The sequence below is a fragment of the Collimonas sp. GW821-FHT07E08 genome (assembly GCF_059418905.1).
This window is the reverse complement of record NZ_JBWKQR010000002.1, coordinates 384,556-406,208: the sequence shown is the minus strand read 5'-3', so window position 1 is coordinate 406,208 and position 21,653 is coordinate 384,556. Positions and strand designations below refer to the sequence as shown.

General features: G+C 61.2%; 16 protein-coding genes. 5 read left to right on the top strand and 11 right to left on the bottom strand.

The window, feature by feature from the left end; genetic code table 11:
- Nucleotides 1–58: 58 nt before the first annotated feature.
- The 8 genes from rseP to rpsB form a co-directional block, all read right to left on the bottom strand.
- Nucleotides 59–1,441 (bottom strand): RIP metalloprotease RseP, encoded by a 1,383-nt coding sequence (rseP, locus tag AC07RZ_RS04305; protein WP_494667016.1) that lies wholly within the window; start codon nt 1,439–1,441, stop codon nt 59–61.
- Nucleotides 1,442–1,450: 9 nt separating this feature from the next.
- Entirely contained in the window at nt 1,451–2,623 is a 1,173-nt protein-coding gene (ispC, locus tag AC07RZ_RS04300) for a 1-deoxy-D-xylulose-5-phosphate reductoisomerase (RefSeq protein WP_144738840.1), read from the bottom strand.
- A 5-nt stretch (nt 2,624–2,628) separates the two neighbouring features.
- Nucleotides 2,629–3,453: a phosphatidate cytidylyltransferase gene (locus AC07RZ_RS04295; RefSeq protein WP_494667015.1), complete on the bottom strand. Its 825-nt coding sequence runs from the start codon at nt 3,451–3,453 to the stop codon at nt 2,629–2,631.
- A complete protein-coding gene (uppS, locus tag AC07RZ_RS04290) occupies nt 3,453–4,223 on the bottom strand; it encodes a polyprenyl diphosphate synthase (protein ID WP_494667014.1) in 771 nt (256 codons plus the stop codon). Before uppS ends, AC07RZ_RS04295 begins: the two co-directional genes overlap by 1 nt.
- A 43-nt stretch (nt 4,224–4,266) precedes the next feature.
- The gene (frr, locus tag AC07RZ_RS04285) at nt 4,267–4,827 is read right to left on the bottom strand and encodes a ribosome recycling factor (protein ID WP_092396458.1); all 561 of its coding nucleotides are present in this window, start codon (nt 4,825–4,827) and stop codon (nt 4,267–4,269) included.
- A gap of 120 nt (nt 4,828–4,947) precedes the next feature.
- Nucleotides 4,948–5,664, bottom strand: a complete 717-nt coding sequence (pyrH, locus tag AC07RZ_RS04280; RefSeq protein WP_092396456.1) for a UMP kinase — start codon at nt 5,662–5,664, stop codon at nt 4,948–4,950.
- A gap of 276 nt (nt 5,665–5,940) precedes the next feature.
- A complete protein-coding gene (gene tsf / locus AC07RZ_RS04275; RefSeq protein ID WP_092396454.1) occupies nt 5,941–6,822 on the bottom strand; it encodes a translation elongation factor Ts in 882 nt (293 codons plus the stop codon).
- Between the two features lie 205 nt (nt 6,823–7,027).
- Nucleotides 7,028–7,780: a 30S ribosomal protein S2 gene (gene rpsB / locus AC07RZ_RS04270; protein WP_014005317.1), complete on the bottom strand. Its 753-nt coding sequence runs from the start codon at nt 7,778–7,780 to the stop codon at nt 7,028–7,030.
- Between the two features lie 331 nt (nt 7,781–8,111).
- Between rpsB and map the strand changes: the two genes are divergently transcribed.
- From map to AC07RZ_RS04255, 3 genes are read left to right on the top strand one after another with little or no spacing between them, the layout of a single operon-like run.
- Nucleotides 8,112–8,933, top strand: a complete 822-nt coding sequence (map, locus tag AC07RZ_RS04265) for a type I methionyl aminopeptidase (protein ID WP_144738837.1) — start codon at nt 8,112–8,114, stop codon at nt 8,931–8,933.
- Nucleotides 8,934–8,936: 3 nt separating this feature from the next.
- Nucleotides 8,937–11,489 (top strand): [protein-PII] uridylyltransferase, encoded by a 2,553-nt coding sequence (locus AC07RZ_RS04260; RefSeq protein WP_494667013.1) that lies wholly within the window; start codon nt 8,937–8,939, stop codon nt 11,487–11,489.
- A 45-nt stretch (nt 11,490–11,534) separates the two neighbouring features.
- The gene (locus tag AC07RZ_RS04255) at nt 11,535–12,281 is read left to right on the top strand and encodes a pseudouridine synthase (RefSeq protein ID WP_144738835.1); all 747 of its coding nucleotides are present in this window, start codon (nt 11,535–11,537) and stop codon (nt 12,279–12,281) included.
- A gap of 30 nt (nt 12,282–12,311) precedes the next feature.
- Here AC07RZ_RS04255 and AC07RZ_RS04250 read toward each other — a convergent pair whose 3' ends face one another.
- The gene (locus tag AC07RZ_RS04250) at nt 12,312–12,782 is read right to left on the bottom strand and encodes a cyanophycin metabolism-associated DUF1854 family protein (RefSeq protein ID WP_092396446.1); all 471 of its coding nucleotides are present in this window, start codon (nt 12,780–12,782) and stop codon (nt 12,312–12,314) included.
- On the bottom strand, nt 12,779–15,091 hold the full coding sequence (locus AC07RZ_RS04245) for a cyanophycin metabolism-associated ABC transporter (RefSeq protein WP_494667012.1): 2,313 nt from the start codon (nt 15,089–15,091) through the stop codon (nt 12,779–12,781). Before AC07RZ_RS04245 ends, AC07RZ_RS04250 begins: the two co-directional genes overlap by 4 nt.
- Before the next feature lie 292 nt (nt 15,092–15,383).
- On the opposite strand from AC07RZ_RS04245, the gene AC07RZ_RS04240 reads away from it, so the two are divergent.
- Together AC07RZ_RS04240 and cphA are read left to right on the top strand one after the other, a co-directional pair.
- A complete protein-coding gene (locus AC07RZ_RS04240) occupies nt 15,384–17,540 on the top strand; it encodes a cyanophycin synthetase (protein WP_494667011.1) in 2,157 nt (718 codons plus the stop codon).
- Nucleotides 17,541–17,608: 68 nt separating this feature from the next.
- Nucleotides 17,609–20,179 carry a cyanophycin synthetase gene (cphA, locus tag AC07RZ_RS04235; protein WP_494667010.1) on the top strand — a complete coding sequence of 857 codons (2,571 nt, stop codon included), beginning with the start codon at nt 17,609–17,611 and terminating at the stop codon, nt 20,177–20,179.
- 55 nt (nt 20,180–20,234) lie between these two features.
- Here cphA and AC07RZ_RS04230 read toward each other — a convergent pair whose 3' ends face one another.
- The gene (locus AC07RZ_RS04230; protein ID WP_494667009.1) at nt 20,235–21,623 is read right to left on the bottom strand and encodes an MFS transporter; all 1,389 of its coding nucleotides are present in this window, start codon (nt 21,621–21,623) and stop codon (nt 20,235–20,237) included.
- Between the last annotated feature and the right edge of the window lie 30 nt (nt 21,624–21,653).

Genomic DNA, 21,653 nt, shown 5'->3' with positions numbered 1-21,653 from the left:
AGCGATCGTTTTTTATCAATGTCCTTGCCTGCCACGATTGTCAGACAAGAGAGAGAACCTAAAATATGAGCCGAACGACGTCGTTAAACATGGCGACCATCATCAACGTCATCAGAATGCCGATGCCCGCGCGCTGTGCAATCGCACCAACTCGCTCGGGAATAGGACGTCCAGTCAAAACTTCCAGCGAATAATACAGCAAATGGCCACCGTCTAGAACCGGAATGGGCAGCAAATTCATGACGCCAAGGCTGATGCTGATGAAGGCAATAAAGCTCAGGTAGCTGAATGCGCCGATACGCGCGGTCTGCCCTGCATAGTCGGCAATGGTGATGGGGCCGGTGATATTTTTCCAGGAAACCTCGCCGATCACCATTTTACCCAGCATCTTGAGGGTCATGATGCTGCTGTCCCAGGTCCGCCTGGCGCCCTTGGCGAGCGCTTCCAGCGGCGGGCTGCTGGCCAGGACCATTTCCGGCATGCCCGACATGACAACTTTTATCAGGCCGACCTGCCCGTCTTTGCCGGCTTCCGCCTGCGGCGTCACGCTCACGGTGAAACCATTGCCGTTACGCATACCCGTCAGGCTCAGCGGCTTGCCCGGGGAAGCTTTGATCTTGTCGACGAAAGCGCCGCTGTCAGCCACCGGCTCGCCATCGATGCTGGTGATCAGGTCGCCTTCACGCAAACCGGCCAGCATGCCCGGGCCGCCCGGCATGACCGTGCCCAGGATAGCCTTGGCGCGCGCCAGCTTGATGCCTAGCTTGGCAAGATAATCGCCTTCGAGATCCTTGGTCGTCAGGCTGTCTATCGGCAAATTCACGGTATCGAGCAGTTTGCCGCCCGACGGTTCGCCGCCCGCCGTGCCAGGATCAGGCCGGCGCACGTCGAGCCTGATCGGCGTCTTGTCGATGACCCCTTGCAGCACTTTCCAGCGCAGCTCGGACCAGGTCAGGATCGCTTCGCCGTTCACTGCGGTAATCAATTCGTTGCCGCGCAAGCCGGCCTGGTAGGCCGCGGTATGCTCGGCGACGGCGCGCACCCTTGGCGTCGGCTCCATCTCGCCATGGATGTACAAGCCGGCAAATAACAAAATGGCAAGAGCGAAATTGGCCAAGGGGCCGGCCGCCACGATGGCCATGCGCCGCCAGACCGACTGGCCGGTGAATTCGCGCTTCAGTTCCTGCGGCGACAAACCGCTGACGTCTTGCTCGCGAGCATCGAGCATCTTGACGTAGCCGCCCAGAGGCAGGATGGAAATCGCCCATTCGGTCTGGTCCGGGCCGAACTTGCGCGAGAAAACGACCTTGCCCATCCCCACCGAAAAACGCAGCACCTTGACCCCGCACAAGCGCGCGACAACATAGTGGCCAAGCTCGTGGATGATGACCAGGGAGCCGAGGGCGACGACAAAAGCGAGGATGGTTTGCAGGAAGGCCATTTGTACGATTTATGCGTTCAGGAAAGAGTGAACCGTCTGGCGCGCAAGAAGATCCTGCTCAAGCAACAAATCGATATCGCTTACCGCACACAGCGGCAGCTTGTCCATGGTGCGCGCTATCAGCTGGTCAATCATGCGAAACCCGATTTTTCCGTCTAGGAAAGCTTGGACAGCCACTTCATTCGCGGCGTTCAATATTGCGGCAGCCGAACCGCCTGCCAACAATGCATCATACGCGAGTTTCAGGCAGGGAAAACGTTGCAGGTCGGGCCGGGTAAACTGTAACTGCCCCACCACGGTCAGGTCCAGCGGACTGACGCCGGACGCAATGCGCTCGGGGTACGCCAGCGCGTAGGCAATCGGCGTACGCATATCGGGATTGCCCAGCTGCGCCAGGACCGATCCGTCTATGTAAGACACCATGGAGTGGATCACGCTTTGCGGGTGGATCACCACTTCGATCTGGCTGGCCGCGGCGCCGAACAGCCAGTGCGCCTCGATGACTTCCAGGCCCTTGTTCATCATGGTCGCGGAATCGACCGAAATCTTGCGCCCCATGACCCAGTTCGGATGGGCAACCGCCTCTTCGGGGGTGACTGAATCGAGCGTTTCAACCGCCCTGTGCAGGAACGGGCCGCCGGACGCCGTCAGCAGGATTTTCTCGACGCCAAGCGCAGCCGGCTGGCGCTGGTAGTTATGCGGCAGGCACTGGAAAACCGCATTGTGTTCGCTATCGATGGGCAGCAGCACGGCGCCGCTCTGCTTGACCGCATCGATGAACAGCTGGCCGGACATGACCAGGGCTTCCTTGTTCGCCAGCAGGATTTTCTTGCCCGCCCTGGCGGCAGCCAGGCTCGGCGCCAGTCCAGCAGCGCCAACGATGGCGGCCATCACCGCATGGCAAGCCTCGGCGCTGGCCACCTGGCACAGCGCGGCATCGCCGTACAGCACTTCGATCGCAGGGGCCTTCTCTTGCAGCAAGGCGCGCAGCTGCTGCGCCGCCGCCGCGCTGCCGACCACGGCCAGCTGCGGCTTGAAGCGCAGGCACTGTTCAGCCAGCTGTTCGACCCGGCTGTGCGCGGTCAGGGCGTAGACTGAATAGCGTTCCGGATGGCGCGCCAGAACATCCAGCGTCGACATGCCGATCGAACCGGTGGAGCCAAGAATAGTGATATTTTGCATACGACCTAGAACCAGAAACTCAATAAAGCAGCCAGCGGCAATACCGGGATCAGGGCATCGACGCGATCCAGCACGCCGCCGTGGCCAGGCAGCAGGTTGCTGCTGTCCTTGATGCCGGCGCGCCGCTTCAGCAGCGACTCGAACAGATCGCCGACCACGCTGGCGGCTACCAGCACCGTCGCCGCCGCCAGCAATCCGGCCCAGCCCCAGCTTGCCAGCAGGCGCGCCGGGAAAGTCTCGGCCAGCGCCGGCGCCAGGCTGAACCCGAACATCATGGCCAGCACCAGGACCCAGCCGCCAAGCGCGCCTTCCCAGGACTTGCCGGGAGAAATCGACGGCGCAAGCTTATGGCGGCCGAACGCCTTGCCGGAAAAATAAGCCCCTATGTCCGCCACCCAGACGATCACCAGCACCGACAGCAGATACAAAGGAGAGCGGTGGAACAGCACCACGATCGCCAGGAAACAGCCGAAAATGGCAATGGCGTAGGTGCCGGCGACCATGCGGTTGGCGAAGCTGGCCAGCGGCGGCAAGCCAAAACCCAGCGCCGGCACGAACCGCAAACCCCAGATTGCCACGCATAACATGAACAGCAGGCGGATATCGGGGCCGCTGCCGAAGTACATGATAGCGGCAAACAGGATCAGTGCAAGCAGTCCCCAGGCCAAGGCCGCTTTAGAGCCGGCGCCGAAGATCCTGGCGCTTTCCCAGATGGCGGCGGCAAAAAAGAGCGTCGAGACAACGGCGAATGCGGGGAAATAATTGAAGTACAGGATCGGCAGCAAGACTGCCAGCAACAGCAAGGCCGTGATGACACGCGTTCTTAACATCAGGAAGCCTGTTCCAGCAGCTGTGCGCTGGTGCGCCCGAAACGGCGCTCGCGCTGCTGGTAGGAGGCAATCGCCTGGTCCAGATCGTCAGCGCCGAAATCCGGCCAATAGGTATCGGTGAAATAGAGTTCGCTGTACGCCAGCTGCCAGAGCAGGAAATTCGAGATGCGCTGCTCGCCGCCGGTGCGGATGAACAGGTCCGGCTCGGGCGCATACGCCATCGCCAGGTACTGCGCCAGCTCTTCTTCGGAAAATGCCGCCGGATCCTGCGCGGCGCCTGCCGCGCTGCGCGCCGCCATCATTTTCTGCACTGCCTGCATCACGTCCCAGCGGCCGCCGTAGTTGGCGCAGATGGTCACGGTCAGGGTCGTATTGCCGGCCGTCTTGCGCTCGGCGCTATCGATCATTTGCTGCAGCTTGGCGTCGAAGCGGCTCAGGTCGCCGACAACTTTCAGGCGGATGCCGTTGGCGTGCATCTTGCTGACTTCGCGTTCCAGCGCCACCACGAACAAACGCATCAGCAAGGACACCTCGTCCGCCGGCCGGCGCCAGTTTTCCGAGCTGAAGGCAAACAGCGTCAGGTATTCGACGCCACGCACAACACAGGCTTCGACCACTGCCCGCACTGCTTCAACGCCCTTGCCATGGCCGGCGACACGCGGCAAAAAGCGCTTGGTCGCCCAGCGGCCGTTGCCGTCCATGATGATGGCAACGTGCCGCGGCACCGTCGGAATTGCTGGTAGCGTTTGCGTTGAACTTGTATGGGCCATAGATAATGAAATAAGGAAAGGAAGAGCGACAGACCGGCCCCGACTACACCGTCAGGATCTCTTTTTCTTTATCGATCACTTGCTTGTCGATTTCAGCCACGAACTTGTCGGTCAGCTTCTGGATCTCGTCCTGCGCGCGACGCTCGTCGTCTTCCGAGCATTCCTTGTCCTTGACCAGTTTCTTCAAGCCTTCGTTGGCGTCGCGGCGGATATTGCGGATTGCAATTTTTGCATCTTCCGCTTCGCCCTTGACCAGCTTTACCATTTCCTTGCGGCGCTCTTCCGTCAGCGGCGGCGTCGGCACCCGGATCATTTCGCCCTGGGTGGACGGGTTAAGGCCGAGGTCGGATTCGCGGATAGCCTTCTCGACCACTGCAATCATTTTCTTTTCAAACGGCTGCACGCCGATGGTGCGCGCGTCGATCAGGGTCACATTGGCAACCTGGCTCAGGTTGGTCGGGCTACCGTAGTATTCCACCATGATGTGGTCGAGAATCCCGGTATGGGCGCGGCCGGTGCGTACTTTCGCCAGGTCGGCGCGCAAAGTCTCAAGCGACTTTTGCATTCTCAGATCGGTATTCTTTTTAACGTCAGCAATGCTCATGCTGTTCTCCTCTTCGAAAACGGGTGTTTTTTAAATTAAGTAATAATTATTTATGCCAACGATTTGCGCCAGCAATTTGTGCAAGCCGTTTGCACAAACATTGCAAATCAGGCAAACAATTTAAACGTGTACCAAAGTGCCTTCATCTTCACCCAGGATGACGCGCCTCAGCGCACCCGGCTTGATGATGGAAAACACCTTGATCGGCAGTTTCTGGTCGCGGCACAAGGCAAACGCGGTAGCATCCATGACTTGCAGATGCTTGGTGATCGCTTCATCGAACGTGATGTGCGAATAACGTGTCGCCGTTGGATCTTTATTTGGGTCGGCGCTGTAGACGCCGTCAACCTTGGTCGCCTTGAGGACGATTTCCGCACCGATTTCCGAACCGCGCAACGCCGCTGCAGTGTCGGTGGTGAAAAACGGATTGCCGGTACCTGCTGCGAAAATGACAATCTTGTCTTCTTCCAGGTATTGCAGCGCCTTAGGCCGCACGTAGGGTTCGACTACCTGTTCGATGCTGATGGCCGACATCACGCGGGCCGTGATGCCAACCTGGCGCATGGCGTCCGCCAGCGCCAGCGAGTTCATCACCGTTGCCAGCATCCCCATATAGTCAGCGGTAGCGCGGTCCATGCCCTGGGCGCCGGGCGCCACGCCGCGGAAAATATTGCCGCCGCCGATCACGATCGCCAGTTCAACGCCCAACTTGGCCACTTCGGCAACATCGGCCACCATGCGCTCAATCGTTGCACGATTGATGCCGTAGGCGTCATCGCCCATCAGGGCCTCACCGGAGAGTTTCAGGAGAACACGCTTATAAGCTGGTTTTGTCATGGTCTGGGCCCCTTATGGCTTTCCGATTGATATAAATATTGGTCAATGCTTTGCGTATTGCTGAGGGACTGCAGCGCCATTGTCAGGCCAAACCGCAGCAAAATCCACTACCGGCGCTATTTAGCATACACAGCGAGAGTGCGCGGCGCCGGTTCCTGCGGCTTTTCCCTGCCCCTGGATACGAGGCAGCAATTCAGCAAGGCATCCCTTAGTCCGTGGCTTGGGAAGAAAATTCCTCAGAGCCAAAAAAACGGGCCTTTCGGCCCGTATTCTTGCTTACGCCTGCTTGGCCGCAGCAACTGTTGCTGCAACTTCTGCAGCAAAGTCATCCTGTTTCTTCTCGATGCCTTCGCCGACCACGAACATGGTGAACGATTTGACGCTGGTGTTGGTTGCCTTCAGCATCTGTTCAACGGTTTGCTTGTCGTTCTTGACGAAAGTCTGGTTCAGCAGGGAAACTTCCTTCAGGAATTTCTGTACCGAACCTTCGATCATCTTGGTTGCGATATCGGCAGGCTTGCCGGATTCGGCCGCCTTCAGGGTCGCTACCGAACGCTCTTTCTCGATCAGGTCGGCAGGCACCTGGTCCGAAGACAGGGAAACCGGCTTCATCGCGGCAATGTGCATCGCCACGTCTTTGCCGACTTGTTCGTCAGCGCCGTCGAACTCGACCATCACGCCGATGCGTGTGCCGTGCAGGTAGGAAACCAGCTTGGCGGCAGTATCGAAACGCGTGAAACGGCGGATCGACATGTTTTCGCCGATACGGCCGATCAGGGCAGCGCGGGTCGCTTCAACGGTGCTGCCGTCGAGCGGCAGGGCCGACAAGGCGGCGACGTCGGCCGGGTTGTTCTCTGCCACCAGCTTGGCGCAGGCATTTGCCAAGGCCAGGAAATCGTCGTTCTTGGTCACGAAGTCGGTTTCGCAGTTGACTTCCACCAGGGCGCCAACGCCGCCGGCGATATAAGCTGCGACCACGCCTTCAGCGGTCACGCGGGAAGCAGCCTTGGAAGCCTTGCCGCCCAGTTTCACGCGCAGGATTTCTTCTGCCTTGTCCATGTCGCCGCCGGCTTCGGTCAGCGCCTTCTTGCATTCCATCATTGGCGCATCAGTCTTTGCGCGCAGTTCGCCTACCAGTGCTGCTGTAATTGCCGCCATACTATTCTCCTAACAGTTGACGCCGTGCCGGTAATCCGCGGCTGCCTTGCGGTGCAAGCGCAGCCCAGTCGGCAACCAGCCTTCCAGCGCCATCATTCAAAATATATCCAGGTATAAATTCGGGTAAAACACATGCAAGTGATACAAAAAAAGGGGCAACCACGCCCCCTTTTTATTCTGAAGTATGAGACCTCAGATTCAGGGCTTAAGCCTGGTCGTTGACTTCAACGAATTCATCGCCGGCTGCGCCTTTGATTGCTTCAACCACGTCGTTCACTGCATTGGCGCGGCCTTCCAGGATTGCATCGGCAACACCGCGGGCGTACAGGGCGATTGCCTTGGACGAGTCGTCGTTGCCAGGGATGACGTAAGTCACGCCGTCTGGCGAGTGGTTGGTGTCAACCACGCCGATAACCGGGATGCCCAGCTTGGCCGCTTCAGTGATGGCGCCCTTGTGGTAGCCGACGTCGATCACGAAGATGGCGTCAGGAATGCCGCCCATGTCCTTGATGCCGCCGATGGCTTTTTGCAGCTTGATCAGCTCGCGCTGGAACATCAGGCCTTCTTTTTTGCTCAGCTTCTCAACCGAACCGTCTTCGATCGAAGCTTCCATTTCTTTCAGGCGCTTGATCGAGGTCTTGATGGTCTTGAAGTTGGTCAGCATGCCGCCCAGCCAACGCTGGTCGACGAAAGGCGAACCCGAACGTGCTGCTTCAGCTGCCACGATTTCGCGCGCTTGGCGCTTGGTGCCGACAAACAGGATGTTGCCGCGGTTGGACGACAGCTGGCGGATGTACTTCATCGCCTCCTGGTACATGCCCAGGGTCTTTTCCAGGTTGACGATATGAATCTTGTTGCGGTGACCGAAGATGAACGGCGCCATCTTTGGGTTCCAGAAACGGGTTTGGTGACCGAAGTGGACACCGGCTTCCAGCATTTCACGCATTGTTACGGACATAATTTTCTCCAGGGTTAGGTCTGGAACCCGCTCAGTCACTGTTGACGCCAGCATTGCAGCCAGGCAAAAAACAGCACCCTTTTCGAGCGGATTCGCGCTTTTAAAACCGATTTAAACATCAAATAAACTACACAAACATCGATATAGCCGAATAGCAATTCGAGCTAACCCAAGATTGTACCCCAAAACCCCAGACTTCTTCAAGCGCCGCGAGGCATATCTTTCAGCGCATCTGCGTGGCCTCGTTTATAATCGACATCTAACTGAATCCGGGCGTTTTTTGCGCCTTTTGCTAAAGAATTCACCGAATTTTCTCGATTTTTCCTATCTTATGACCTCCATCTCCATTAAAACCGCCGAGGATATCGCCGGCATGCGCGTCGCCGGCAGGCTGGCCTCGGAAGTGCTCGATTACATCACGCCATTCGTCAAGGCCGGCGTCACCACCGGCGAGCTGGACCGCCTGTGCCACGAATACATGACAAATGTGCAAGGCACCATCCCTGCCCCGCTGAATTATTGCCCGCCTGGCTACACCCCGTACCCGAAAGCCATCTGCACCTCGGTCAACGACGTCATCTGCCACGGCATCCCGGGCGACAAGGTGCTGAAAAACGGCGACGTGGTGAACCTCGACATTACCGTCATCAAGAATGGCTACCATGGCGACACCAGCCGCATGTTTTATGTCGGCGAACCGTCGATCATGGCCAAGCGCCTGGGCGACATCACCTATGAGTGCATGTGGCTGGGCATCGCCAAGATCAAACCCGGCGCGCATCTGGGCGATATCGGCCATGTGATCCAGCAGCACGCTGAAAAAGCCGGCTACAGCGTGGTCCGCGAATTCTGCGGCCATGGCATCGGCAAGGTGTTCCATGAAGAGCCGCAAGTATTGCATTACGGCCGTCCAGGCACGCTGGAGCGGCTGGAAGCGGGCATGATTTTCACGGTCGAGCCGATGATCAACGCCGGCCGCCGCGACATCCGCGAAATGGGCGACGGCTGGACCATCAAGACCAAGGATCGCAGCCTGTCCGCACAATGGGAACATACCGTACTGGTGACTGAAACCGGCTACGAAGTATTGACCGTCTCCAAGGACACTCCGCCCCCGCCCGCCTTTATCCAGCAAGCGACTGCCGCCGCTTAAGACATGACGACACTTGCCGCCACACTCAAAAAACAGCTTAGGACCGAGCGGCAAACCATCATCTCAGCCTTTCTGGCGGACGGTAAACCCGGCGAACTGCTGACCGCGCTGCGGCGCAGCGTCGACATCGCCCTGACGCAAGCCTGGAAAATGCTGGAACTGCCGTCCAGCGCAGCGCTGGTGGCGGTCGGCGGTTACGGCCGCGGCGAACTGTTTCCGCATTCCGACGTCGACGTCCTGATCCTGCTCGAGGCCAGCCCGGATGCCGCGCTGAAAGCCACGCTGGAGCAGCTGGTGCAGCTGTTCTGGGATATCGGCCTGGAAATCGGCCACAGCATCCGCACCGTGGACGAGTGCCTGAGCGAATCCGCCGCCGACATCACGGTCCAGACCAGCCTGCTGGAAGCACGGCTGGTGAGCGGCAGCCACCCGCTGTTCCTGCAGCTGCAGGAACGCTGCAGCGCCGCCATGGACGCCTGCGCCTTTTTCCAGGGAAAGATCCTGGAAATGCAGCAGCGCCACGTCAAATATGAAGACACGCCGTACAGCCTGGAGCCGAACTGCAAGGAAAGCCCGGGCGGCCTGCGCGACCTGCAAGTGATCCTGTGGGTGGCGAAGGCTGCCGGCCTTGGCGAATCCTGGCCCAAGCTGGCCCAGCGCGGCCTGATCACGGCTGCCGAGGCGCGCCAGCTGGCGCGCCAGGAGCGCGCTTTCAAGGATATCCGGATTCGCCTGCACATCTATACCAACCGCCGCGAAGACCGGCTGGTATTCGACGTCCAGACCCCGATCGCCGAAGCGCTCGGCTTCCAGACCACGGAAACCCGGCGCGCCAGCGAATACCTGATGCAGCGTTATTACTGGGCGGCCAAGGCGGTAACCCAGCTCAACACCATCCTGCTGCAGAACATCGAAGTGCAGTTGTTCCCGCAGCCGATGGTGCCGCAACGCATCAACGACCGCTTCAACCACCTGAACCGCCTGATCGACATCGCCCACGACGACCTGTTCAAGACCACGCCGTCGGCAATGCTGGAACTGTTCCTGCTGCTGGCCCAGCACAGCGAGCTGAAGGACATGACCGCGCGCACCAGACGCGCCCTGTGGCACGCCCGCGTCAAGATCGACAACAGCTTCCGCCGCGATCCGCACAACCGCTCGCTGTTCATCCAGATCATCCAGGCGCCGCAAGGGATTACCCACGCGCTGCGCGGCATGAACCAGACCAGCATCCTCGGCCGCTACCTGCCGAACTTCCGCCGCATCGTCGGCCAGATGCAGCACGACCTGTTCCATGTCTACACCGTGGACCAGCACATCCTGATGGTGGTGCGCAACGTGCGCCGCTTCACGATGAGCGAGCATGCGCATGAATATCCGTTCTGCAGCCAGCTGATCGCCAACTTCCCGCGCTCCTGGCTGCTGTATGTCGCCGCCCTGTTCCACGACATCGCCAAGGGCCGCGGCGGCGACCACTCCAAGCTGGGCATGACCGACGCCCTGCATTTCTGCCAGCAGCACGGTTTGGCGCCGGCAGATACCGCGCTGGTGGTGTTCCTGGTCGAGCACCACCTGACCATGTCGCAGGTAGCGCAGAAACAGGACCTGTCGGATCCCGAAGTGATCCTTAATTTTGCCAATACGGTCAAGGACGAACGGCACCTGACCGCGCTCTACCTGCTGACCGTGGCCGACATCCGCGGCACCAGTCCCAAGGTATGGAACGCCTGGAAAGGCAAGCTGCTGGAAGACCTGTACCGCATGACCTTGCGCGTGCTCGGCGGCGAAACGCCGTCGGCTGACCGCGAGCTGAAAAACCGCCAGGAAGAAGCGCTGAAAACGCTGCGCCTGTACGGCCTGGCGGAAGACGCCCATGAAACCCTGTGGCGCCAGCTCGACGTTGCCTATTTCCTGCGCCACGACGCGTCCGACATCGCCTGGCAGACCCGTTCCTTCTACAACCAGACCGACAGCGCCAGCCCGATCGTCAAATGCCGCCTGGCGCCGATCGGCGAGGGCCTGCAGGTCGCGGTCTACACCAAGGACCGGAGCGACCTGTTCATCCGCATCTGCAGCTATTTCGACAGCAAGAATTTCAGCATCCTGGACGCCAAGATCCAGACGACCAAGCAAGGCTACGCGCTCGATTCTTTCCTGATCAGCGCACCGCTGTTCGCCAAGCACTACCGCGACATCATCAACCTGATCGAGCATGAACTGACCCTGCTGCTGCAAGCCGACAGCCCCCTGCCGGCGCCGTCCAAGGGACGCCTGTCGCGCCTGTCGCGCACCTTCCCGGTGACGCCGACGGTCGACCTGCGCCCCGACGAGCGCGGCCAGTATTACCTGCTGTCGATCACGGCCAACGACCGCACCGGGCTGCTGTTTTCAGTCGCCAGCGTGCTGGCCAAGCACAAGATCAACTTGCATACGGCCAAGATCATGACGCTCGGCGAACGGGTCGAAGACGTGTTCCTGGTCGACGGCAACGCGCTCAACCACGCGCGCCTGCAGATCCAGCTGGAAACCGACCTGCTGGATGCGCTGCATATCTGATCCATCCTGTTTTTGTTTTTTTATCCTTTTTATTTCTTGCCTCTCATGACCGAACCATTACGCCTTTCCAAACGCATGTCAGAACTCGGGCTGTGCTCGCGCCGCGAAGCCGACGAATGGATCGCACGCGGCTGGGTCCGGGTCGACGGCGTCGTCGTATCGGAACTCGGCAGCAAAGTCCTGCCCAGCCAGCGCATCAGCGTGGAACGCCAGGCAGCGGCCGAACAATCGAAACGCGTCACCATCCTGATAAACAAGCCGGTCGGCTATGTCAGCGGCCAGGCCGAAGACGGCTACCAGCCGGCGGTGGCGCTGGTCAAGGAAGCCAACCGCTGGAGCGAGGACCGCTCGCCGACTTTGTTCCATCCGACCCAGCTGCGCAGCCTGGTGCCGGCCGGCCGCCTCGACATCGACTCGGTCGGCTTGCTGGTGCTGACCCAGGACGGCCGCATCGCCAAGCACCTGATCGGCGAAGAAACCAGCGTCGACAAGGAATACCTGGTGCGGGTACGCTACACCAAGGGCGACAAGCTGCCCGACGCCGAACTGCGCCGCCTCAACCACGGCCTGACGCTGGACGGCAAGAAGCTCAAGCCGGCCATCGTCAAATGGCAGAACGACGACCAGCTGAGCTTTACTTTGCGCGAAGGCAAAAAACGCCAGATCCGCCGCATGTGCGACATGGTCGGCCTCAAGGTGCTGGGATTGAAACGGGTGCGTATCGGCGGCGTGAAGCTGGGGAATTTGCCTGAGGGGCAATGGCGCTACCTGGGCGCGGACGAACAGTTCTGAGGGAACGCGGCCCGCGAGGGCCGCTGCCGCTTACAGGAAACGATCCAGTATCTTGCGGCTGGCCTTGTCCAGCGCCTGGGTGTCGCGGATCAGGAACTGCACGCCATGGCTGTCGGCGATCAGCAGGCTGGTCGCCACGATGCGCCGGATGTCCTCTTCGCCTTTCAGCGTGAAAGAAGCATCGCCGCGGTTGGTTTCCACATACCAGGTGCTCGGCGCGGTGAAGCTGGAAACCCGCTGGATACGCCGGATTTCCGGCATGAATTCGCGGCTCGCCAGTTCTTTTTCAACCATCGCCCGGGTTTCGCCGGGCAAATCGCTCAAGCGTGAAATCCAGGCCAGTTCCTGGCCGTCGCCGTTCACCAGCGAAATACCGTCGTCCGGCGCGCCGATAGGGAAGGCGCGCACCGGCACCACGCCTTCATGCACCTCGCCGTTGACCGCGGTGTACACCAGGCGGCCGAAGGCATTGCGGCTGAGTTTGAAATCATGGCTTGTCATGCTGCCCTCTCGTCACTGTCTTCGCTGTCTTCATCGACCAGGGTCGGCTCGGTATCGGCATTGCGCAGCTGCGCCTGGTAGAGGCGGTAATAAGCGCCTTCGCGCAGCATCAGTTCGTCATGGCTGCCGACTTCGACGATCTGGCCGCGGTCCAGCACCACCAGCCGGTCAGCCTTGCGCAAGGTCGACAGGCGGTGCGCAATCGCAATCGTGGTGCGGCCCTGCACCAGGTTGTCCAGCGCTTTCTGGATTTCCTTTTCGGTGGTGGTGTCGACCGACGAGGTAGCCTCGTCCATGATCAGGATACGCGGATCGATCAGCAAGGCGCGCGCAATCGAGATGCGCTGGCGCTCCCCGCCGGACAGCGCCTGGCCGCGCTCGCCTACCAGCGAGTCGTAGCCTTGCGGCAGGCGCAGGATGAATTCGTGGGCATGGGCGGCGCGCGCGGCGGCGACGATTTCTTCGCGCGTGGCTTCCGGCTTGCCGTAGCAGATATTCTCCGCGATGGTGCCGAAGAACAGGAACGGCTCTTGCAGCACCAGGCCGATGTTGCGGCGGTATTCCGAGATCGGCATGGAACGGATATCGACGCCGTCGATCCGTATCGATCCTTCCGATACATCGTAGAAACGGCAGATCAGGTTGACCAGCGTGCTCTTGCCGGAGCCGCTATGGCCCACCAGGCCGATCATCTCGCCCGGCGCAATGGTCAGGTTGACGTCGCGCATCACCGCCCGGTTGCCGTAGCGGAAACCGATGTTGCGCAATTCGATGGCGCCTTTCACATGCTCCAGGTGCACCGGGTTGGCCGGTTCCGGCACGCTCGATACGTGGTCCAGGATTTCAAAGATGCGCTTGGCGCCGACCGCCGCCTTTTGCGTCACCGACACGATACGGCTCATCGAATCGAGACGGGTATAGAAGCGGCTGATGTAAGCCAGGAACGAGGCCAGCACACCGACCGTGATTTCGTTTTTCGAGACCTGCCAGATGCCGAACACCCAGACCACCAGCAGCCCGACTTCCGTCAGCAAGGTGACCGTCGGCGAGAACAGGGACCAGATCTTGTTGACGCGGTCGTTGACCAGCAGGTTGTGCTGGTTGGCGTCGCGGAAACGCGCGGCTTCGCGTTTTTCCTGGGCAAACGCCTTGACTACGCGGATCCCCGGGATGGTGTCGGCCAGGACATTGGTCACTTCGGCCCAGATGCGGTCGATCTTTTCAAAGCCGTGCTTGAGCCGGTCGCGCACCAGGTGGATCATCCAGGCGATGAACGGCAGCGGCACCAGGGTCACCAGCGCCAGCCAGGGATTGATCGAGAACAGGATCACCGCGGTCATGACGATCATCAGCACGTCGATCGCGAAATCCAGCAGGTGCAAGGACAGGAACACGCAGATGCGGTCGCTTTCGGAGCCGATGCGCGCCATCAGGTCGCCGGTGCGCTTGCCGCCGAAATACTCCTGCGACAGGCGCAGCAGATGTTCATAGGTGGTGGTGCGCAGATTGGCGCCGATGCGCTCGCTGACCAGGGCCAGGATATAGGTGCGGGCCCAGCCCAGGCTCCAGGCCACCAGGGCGGAAGCCAGCAGGCCGGACAGGTAGAGCTTGACCAGGTCGTAATTGATCGGCTTGCCGTTCTGGTAAGGAATCAGCACGTTATCCATCAGCGGCCCCATCAGGTACGGCGGCACCAGGGTGGCCGCGGTCGAGATCAGCATCAGGATAAAACCCAGCAGCAGCATGCCCTTGTACGGCTTGGCAAAACGCGCCAGCCGGAACAAGGCCCAGGTCGACGACGGTGCTTCGCCTTTTTCCGGGCAGATCAGGCATTCGTCGCTGCCCGGCGGCAGCGGCGCCTGGCACTGCGGGCAAAGCGCCTGCTCCTGGCGCGCGGCGGAACGCCCGGCCAGGTAATCGTCGCGCTGCTGCTCGAACAGCTTGATCAGGCGCAGCGCTTCCAGGTTGAGGCCAAGCGTGTAGCGCCAGCAAGCCAGCTGCCGCTGCTCGTCGCACAGTTCCAGGCTGCCGACGCCGGCATGGTCGTGGTGGCCCAGCGTCAGGCCTGGCCGGTAAGCCCATTCGCGCCAGCTGCTGTCCTGCTCCATCTTGGCCAGCAGGCGGCGATTGGTGAGCAATACCGTGCCGCGCGCAAAATGCAGTGAAGCGTTGAGATCAATCTCCAGCGACGCTAGCACTTCTTCGTCCGGAACCAGTAAAGTTGCTATTTCAGCACGCAAATCGGCGGGCAGGATATGGGATAAATAATTACCGGGAGTAGGCACAGGGGATAAAGGGTTGCTTTTCATCTAAACGGCATGGTGTGTCCGCATGCATGCACGGATCGGATTGAATTTTGTGTGAAATCGCCTCAAATGGCGCACATCGTCTGCCGCAAGTATTATATCCTATCGTGTTTTTCGGAAACGTTACATTTCGTTACCATAACCCTATCATTTTGCTATTTTAAGTGAGCTTCTGTAAACCGATTCGTGCATTAGCGCGTTACAGATAGTTGCAGGGTGTTGAACCGGCACCAGAAAACAAGAAAAAAATTTTCAGCACGAACGCAGCCCTATTGCATAGCCTCATTGCTCACTCATGAAAAACATTGAAATTCTCCGCATCATGTCGCTACGCGGACCAAACATCTGGACGTACCGGTCAACCCTTGAGGCGTGGATCGATATTGGCGAACTGGAAGATTTCCCGTCGAATACATTGCCCGGCTTCAACCAGCGCCTGACCAGCTGGCTGCCTACCCTGATCGAGCACCGCTGCAGCTATGGCGAACGCGGCGGTTTTGTCCAACGCCTGCAAGACGGCACCTGGCCCGGCCACATCCTCGAACACGTCACCCTGGAACTGCAAAACCTGGCCGGCATGCCCGGCGGTTTCGGCAAGGCGCGCAGCACTTCAGTGCGCGGCGTCTACAAGGTTGCGGTGCGCGCGCGCCACGAGCAGGTTACCCGCGCCGCCCTGCATGCCGCACGCGACCTGGTCATGGCGGCGATTGAAGACAAACCGTTCGACGTCCCTGCCACTATCGTCGAACTGCGCAGCATGGTGGATTCGCGTTGCCTGGGGCCGAGCACGGCCTGCATCGTGGAAGCCGCGGAAGAACGGCGCATCCCCTCGTTCCGCCTCACCGAAGGCAACCTGGTGCAGCTCGGCCACGGTATCCGCCAGCGCCGCATCTGGACCGCGGAAACCGACCAGACCAGCGCCATCGCCGAAAGCATCTCCAGCGACAAGGACCTGACCAAGAGCCTGCTGCAGGCTTGCGGCGTGCCGGTGCCGGAAGGACAACTGGTGGAAAGCGCCGCCGAAGCCTGGGAAGCCGCTGAAGATATCGGCTTGCCGGTGGTGGTCAAGCCTTCCGATGCGAACCATGGACGCGGCGTCTTCATCGACCTCAATACCCAGGCTGAAATCGAAACCGCCTACGCCCTGGCGCTGGAAGAAGGCAGCAGCGTGATCGTCGAACGTTTCATCCGCGGCAACGAACACCGGCTGCTGATTGTCGGCGGCCGCCTGGCGGCTGCCGCGCGCGGCGAGCCGCTGTCGATCAGCGCCGATGGCAAATCGACCATCCGCCAGCTGATAGACAGCCAGATCAATTCCGATCCGCGCCGCGGCGAACTCGAAGAGTGCCCGCTGAGCCTGGTGCTGCTGGATGAAGAACCGGTGGTGCGGGTGGAGCTGGAACGGCAAGGCTTCAACGGCGAATCGATCCCGCCTGCAGGCAAGCAGGTGCTGATCCAGCGCAACGGCAACGTTTCCATCGACGTCACCGACCTGGTCCACCCCAGCGTCGCCGCAGCGGCCTCGCTCGCCGCGCGCGTGGTGGGCCTGGATATCGCCGGCGTCGACCTGGTGGCCGAGGATATTTCCCGGCCGCTGGAAGAACAGCGCGGGGCGATCGTCGAAGTCAACGCCGGCCCCGGCCTGCTGATGCATCTCAAGCCGGCCGAAGGCAGGCCGCGCCCGGTCGGCCGCGCCATCATCGAACACCTGTTCGCCGCGGCCGACAATGGCCGCATCCCCATCGTCGGCGTCACCGGCACCCACGGCAAGACCACCGTTTCGCGCCTGATCGCCTGGCAGCTGCATTTGAGCGGCAACCATGTCGGCCTGGCTTGCGGCGACGGCCTTTATTTTGCCCAGCGCCGGGTTGAAAAGGGCGACCGCGCCAATTGGGAGTCGGCGCAACGGGTGCTGATCAACCGCGCGGTCCAGGCGGCGGTATTCGAGAACAGCCACGACACCATCCTCTCGGAAGGCCTGGTCTATGACCGCTGCCAGGTCGGCGTCGTCACCAATATCGATCCTGGCGACAGCTCGCCGCAGTACTACATCGGCGATGCCGAGGAAATGGTCAAGGTCACGCGCACCCAGGTCGACGTCGTGCTGCCTAGCGGCGTCGCCGTGCTGAATGCCGCCGATCCGCTGGTGGCGGGCATGGCGCCGCTGTGCGACGGCGAAGTGATCTTTTTTGGCATCTCCCCTACCCTGCCGGTGATCGCCGAACAGCTGGAACAAGACCGGCGCGCCGTGTTCGTGCGCAACGACCAGATCATGCTGGCGATCGGCAAAAACGAAATGCTGCTGGCAGACATCACCACCGTGCCGCTGATCGCGCGCAGCAAGGACGGCTTCCAGGTTGAAAACGTATTGGCGGCGGTTGCCGCCGCCTGGGCGCTGGACATCTCTCACGACCTGATGCGTGCAGGGATAGAAACGTTCGAGATGGCTTAAAAAATCTAAGCAGGACGGGCCGCTGCCCTCCTGCTTTTTTTATCAGTAATAAATAGGAAAACCTGTTGATGGACGTATCACGTATCCGAGTACTTCGCGGCCCCAATCTGTGGAGTCGACATACCGCTATCGAAGCCATCGTGTCTTGCACCGATGCCGAACGCGCCATTGCAGGCATCGCTGGTTTCGAATCCAGGTTGCGTGAACGCTTTCCGAAAATCGGCTTTCTGGAAGCCGGCAGCAAGAACGACGTGGTGTCGATGGCGCACGCGCTCGAGATAGCGGCGCTCGGCCTGCAATCGGAGGCCGGCTGCCCGGTCACCTTCAGCCGCACCGTGCCGACCCTGGAAGGCGGCGTCTACCAGGTCATCGTCGAATACACCGAAGAAGAAGTCGGCAGGATGGCGTTCCAGCTGGCGCAGAAACTGTGCCTGGCGGCGCTGGAAGACAAACCCTTCGATCTCGCCGGCGCGCTGGCCAGCCTGCATGAACTGGATGAAGACATCCGCCTCGGGCCCAGCACCGGCTCCATCGTGCAGGCGGCGGTCATGCGCGGGATTCCATTCCGGCGCCTGACCAGCGGCAGCATGGTGCAGTTCGGCTGGGGCAGCCGCCAGCGCCGCATCCAGGCCGCGGAAACCAACCACACCAGCGCGATCGCGGAATCGATCGCCCAGGACAAGGACCTGACCAAGAAGCTGCTGAACGCGGCCGGCGTCCCGGTGCCGATGGGCCGGGTGGTCTCCAGCGCGGAAGAAGCATGGGCCGCGACCCAGGAGATCGCCGGGCCGGTGGTGCTCAAGCCGCGCGACGGCAACCAGGGCAAGGGCGTGGCGGTCAACATCACCGCCCGCGAGCAGGTCATGGCGGCGTTCGAAGTGGCCGCCAAGATCTGTTCGGAAGTGATCGTCGAGCGCTACCTGCCGGGGCATGACTTCCGCCTGCTGGTAGTCGGCAACCAGCTGATCGCCGCTGCCCGCCGCGATCCGCCGCAAGTCATCGGCGACGGCGTACGCACCATCCGCCAGCTGGTGGACCAGGTCAACAGCGACCCGCTGCGCGGCGACGGCCATGCCACCACGCTGACCAAGATCCGCTTCGATGCGATCGCCCTGGCGACGCTAGCCAAGCAGAATTACGCCGCGGATTCGATCCCGCAGCAAGGCGTGCGCGTGGTGTTGCGCAACAACGCCAACCTGAGCACCGGCGGCACCGCCACCGATGTCACCGAAGATGTCCACCCTGAACTGGCGGCGCGCGCGGTAGCCGCGGCGCAAATGGTCGGGCTCGATATCTGCGGCGTCGACGTCGTCTGCAACAACGTCCACCAGCCGCTGGAAGAACAGGAAGGCGGCGTGGTCGAAGTCAACGCCGCGCCCGGCTTGCGCATGCACATCAGCCCTTCCTACGGCAAGGGCCGCGCGGTCGGCGCCGCCATCATGTCGACCATGTTCGCCAGCGGCGACAACGGCCGCATCCCGCTGGTAGCGGTCGCCGGCACCAACGGCAAGACCACTACCGTGCGCCTGATCGCCCACCTGCTGGGCCGCAAGGGACTGCGCGTCGGCATGACCAATTCCGATGGCGTCTATATCGAAAAACAGCGCATCGATACCGGCGATTGCAGCGGTCCGCGCAGCGCCCGCAATGTCCTGATGCACCCTGACGTCGACGCCGCCGTGTTTGAAACCGCGCGCGGCGGCATCTTGCGCGAGGGCCTCGGCTTCGACCGCTGCGACGTCGCCGTGGTCACCAATATCGGCATGGGCGACCATCTCGGCCTGAGTTATATCAGCACGGTGGAAGACTTGAGCGTGGTCAAACGCGTGATCGTCGAAAACGTTGCTCCGGGCGGCCATGCCGTCCTCAACGCGGCCGATCCGATGGTCGCCGGCATGGCCAAATCCTGCCCTGGCTCAGTGACCTTTTTCGCGCACGATTTCCATCACCCGCTGATGACCACCCATCGCGCGCAAGGCCACCGGGTGGTGTACCAGGATGGCAACGCCATCGTCGCCGCCAAGGGCAAGCAGGAACATCGGATCCTGCTGCAGGACATCCCGCTGACGCGCAACGGCGCCATCGGCTTCCAGGTCGAAAACGCCATGGCCTCGATTGCCGCGGCCTGGGCCCTGGACCTGGACTGGGACGTGATCCGCGCCGGCCTCGGCAGCTTCGTCAACGATGCCGCCACCGCGCCAGGCCGCTTCAACGTATTCGATTATCGCGGCGCAACCCTGATTGCCGACTACGGCCACAACCCGGATGCAATCAAGGCGCTGGTAAAGGCCATCGACAGCATGCCCGCCAAACGCCGCTCGGTGGTCATCAGCGGCGCCGGCGACCGGCGCGACATCGACATCCGCCACCAGACCGAAATCCTGGGCGATGCATTCGACCAGGTGATCCTGTACCAGGACCAGTGCCAGCGCGGCCGCGCCGACGGCGAAGTGCTGGGCTTGCTGCGCGAAGGTTTGCAGAACGCCCGCCGCACCACGTCGACCGAAGAAATCAACGGCGAATTCGTCGCCATCGATACCGCGCTGTCGCACCTGGCGCCGGGAGATCTTTGCCTGATCCTGGTCGACCAGGTGGAAGAAGCGCTGGCGCATATCGCCAAGCGTATTGCTGAAGTCTGATGTAGAAGCCGCAGCCGCTATCGGATACCTCGGTATTCCGGTAGCGGCGGCGGACTTAAGCCGGCTTGTGCCCGGTCAAGGCGGAGCCGGCATTCAACGGCAAGCGCCGCGTCACCGGGATCGACGCCAGCGAAAACAGGCCGATGACAATGAAGGCCGGCCAGAAATCCCCCGCCACGATAGTCGCGTGCCCCTGCAGGCGGCTCGACAGGTGCACCGCCAGGCCGCCGATGGTCACTCCCAAACCCAAGGAAATCTGCTGCACCACGCTGGCCAGGCTGGTCGCCCGGCTGACGTCGGCGCTGTCAAGGTCGGCGTAAGCCATGGTATTGAGGCAGGTGAACTGCATGGAAGGGAAAAACCCGCCCAGCAGCACCACCGCCATCATCACCAGGTAAGGCGTGGTCGGTGTAAACAAACCATACGAGGCCAGCGCCAGCCCGGCCAGCAAGGCGTTCCAGATCAGCACCGAACGGAAACCATAGCGGCGCAGGACCGAAGTGCCGATGGCTTTCATGAAGATCGCGCCGAAGGCCGAGGCGCAAGTGATGGTGCCGGCATGGAAGGCATTCATGCCAAAACCCACCTGCAGCGCCAGCGGCAGCAGGAACGGCACCGCCCCCAGGCCGATGCGGAACAGCGAACCGCCGATGACGCTGGCGCGGAAAGTCGGGATCCGCAACAGGCGCAGGTCCAGCAGCGGGAACGGTTCGCGCCTCGCATGCAGCAGATACACGTACAAGGTCAGGCCGCCCAGCAAGCACATGGCGAACGCCCACCCCGGCGCCAGCAGCTCGCCGTCGATCAGCGACAAGCCAAGCATCAGCAGGGTGCTGCCGATGGCCGACAAGAAGAAACCCTTCATGTCGAGCGGCTGCAATTCGTCGGAACGGTAGTTTTCTATGTAGCGGCTGGCCAGGTACATGCCGAGGATGCTGATGGGAACATTGATCAGGAAAATCCAGCGCCAGTGGAAGTAAGTCGTGATGAAGCCGCCCAGCGGCGGCCCGATCACCGGTCCCAGCTGGGAGGGAATGGTCAGGTAGCTGATGGCTTTGACCAGCTCGGTGCGCGGCACCGAACGGAAAATGACGATACGTCCCACCGGCACCATCATGGCGCCGCCTATGCCCTGCAAGAAGCGCGCCGCGACAAAGGCCGCCAGCGAGCTCGAGGCTGCGCACATCAGCGAGCCGGTCAGGAACACCAGGATGGCGGCACGGAACACGGTGCGCGCGCCGAAACGGTCGGCGACCCAGCCGCTGATCGGAATGAACACGCCGAGGCCGACCACATATGAGGTCAACGCCAGTTTCAGGGTAAGGGGATCTTGGCCGAGGTCACGCGCCAATACCGGCAGCGAGGTGGCAATCACCGTCGCGTCCATGTTTTCCATGAACAGCGCGCAGGCGACAATGAGCGGAATGAGAAGAGTACGTGACACTGCCGATAACCGTAGGGTAAACAAAAAGAC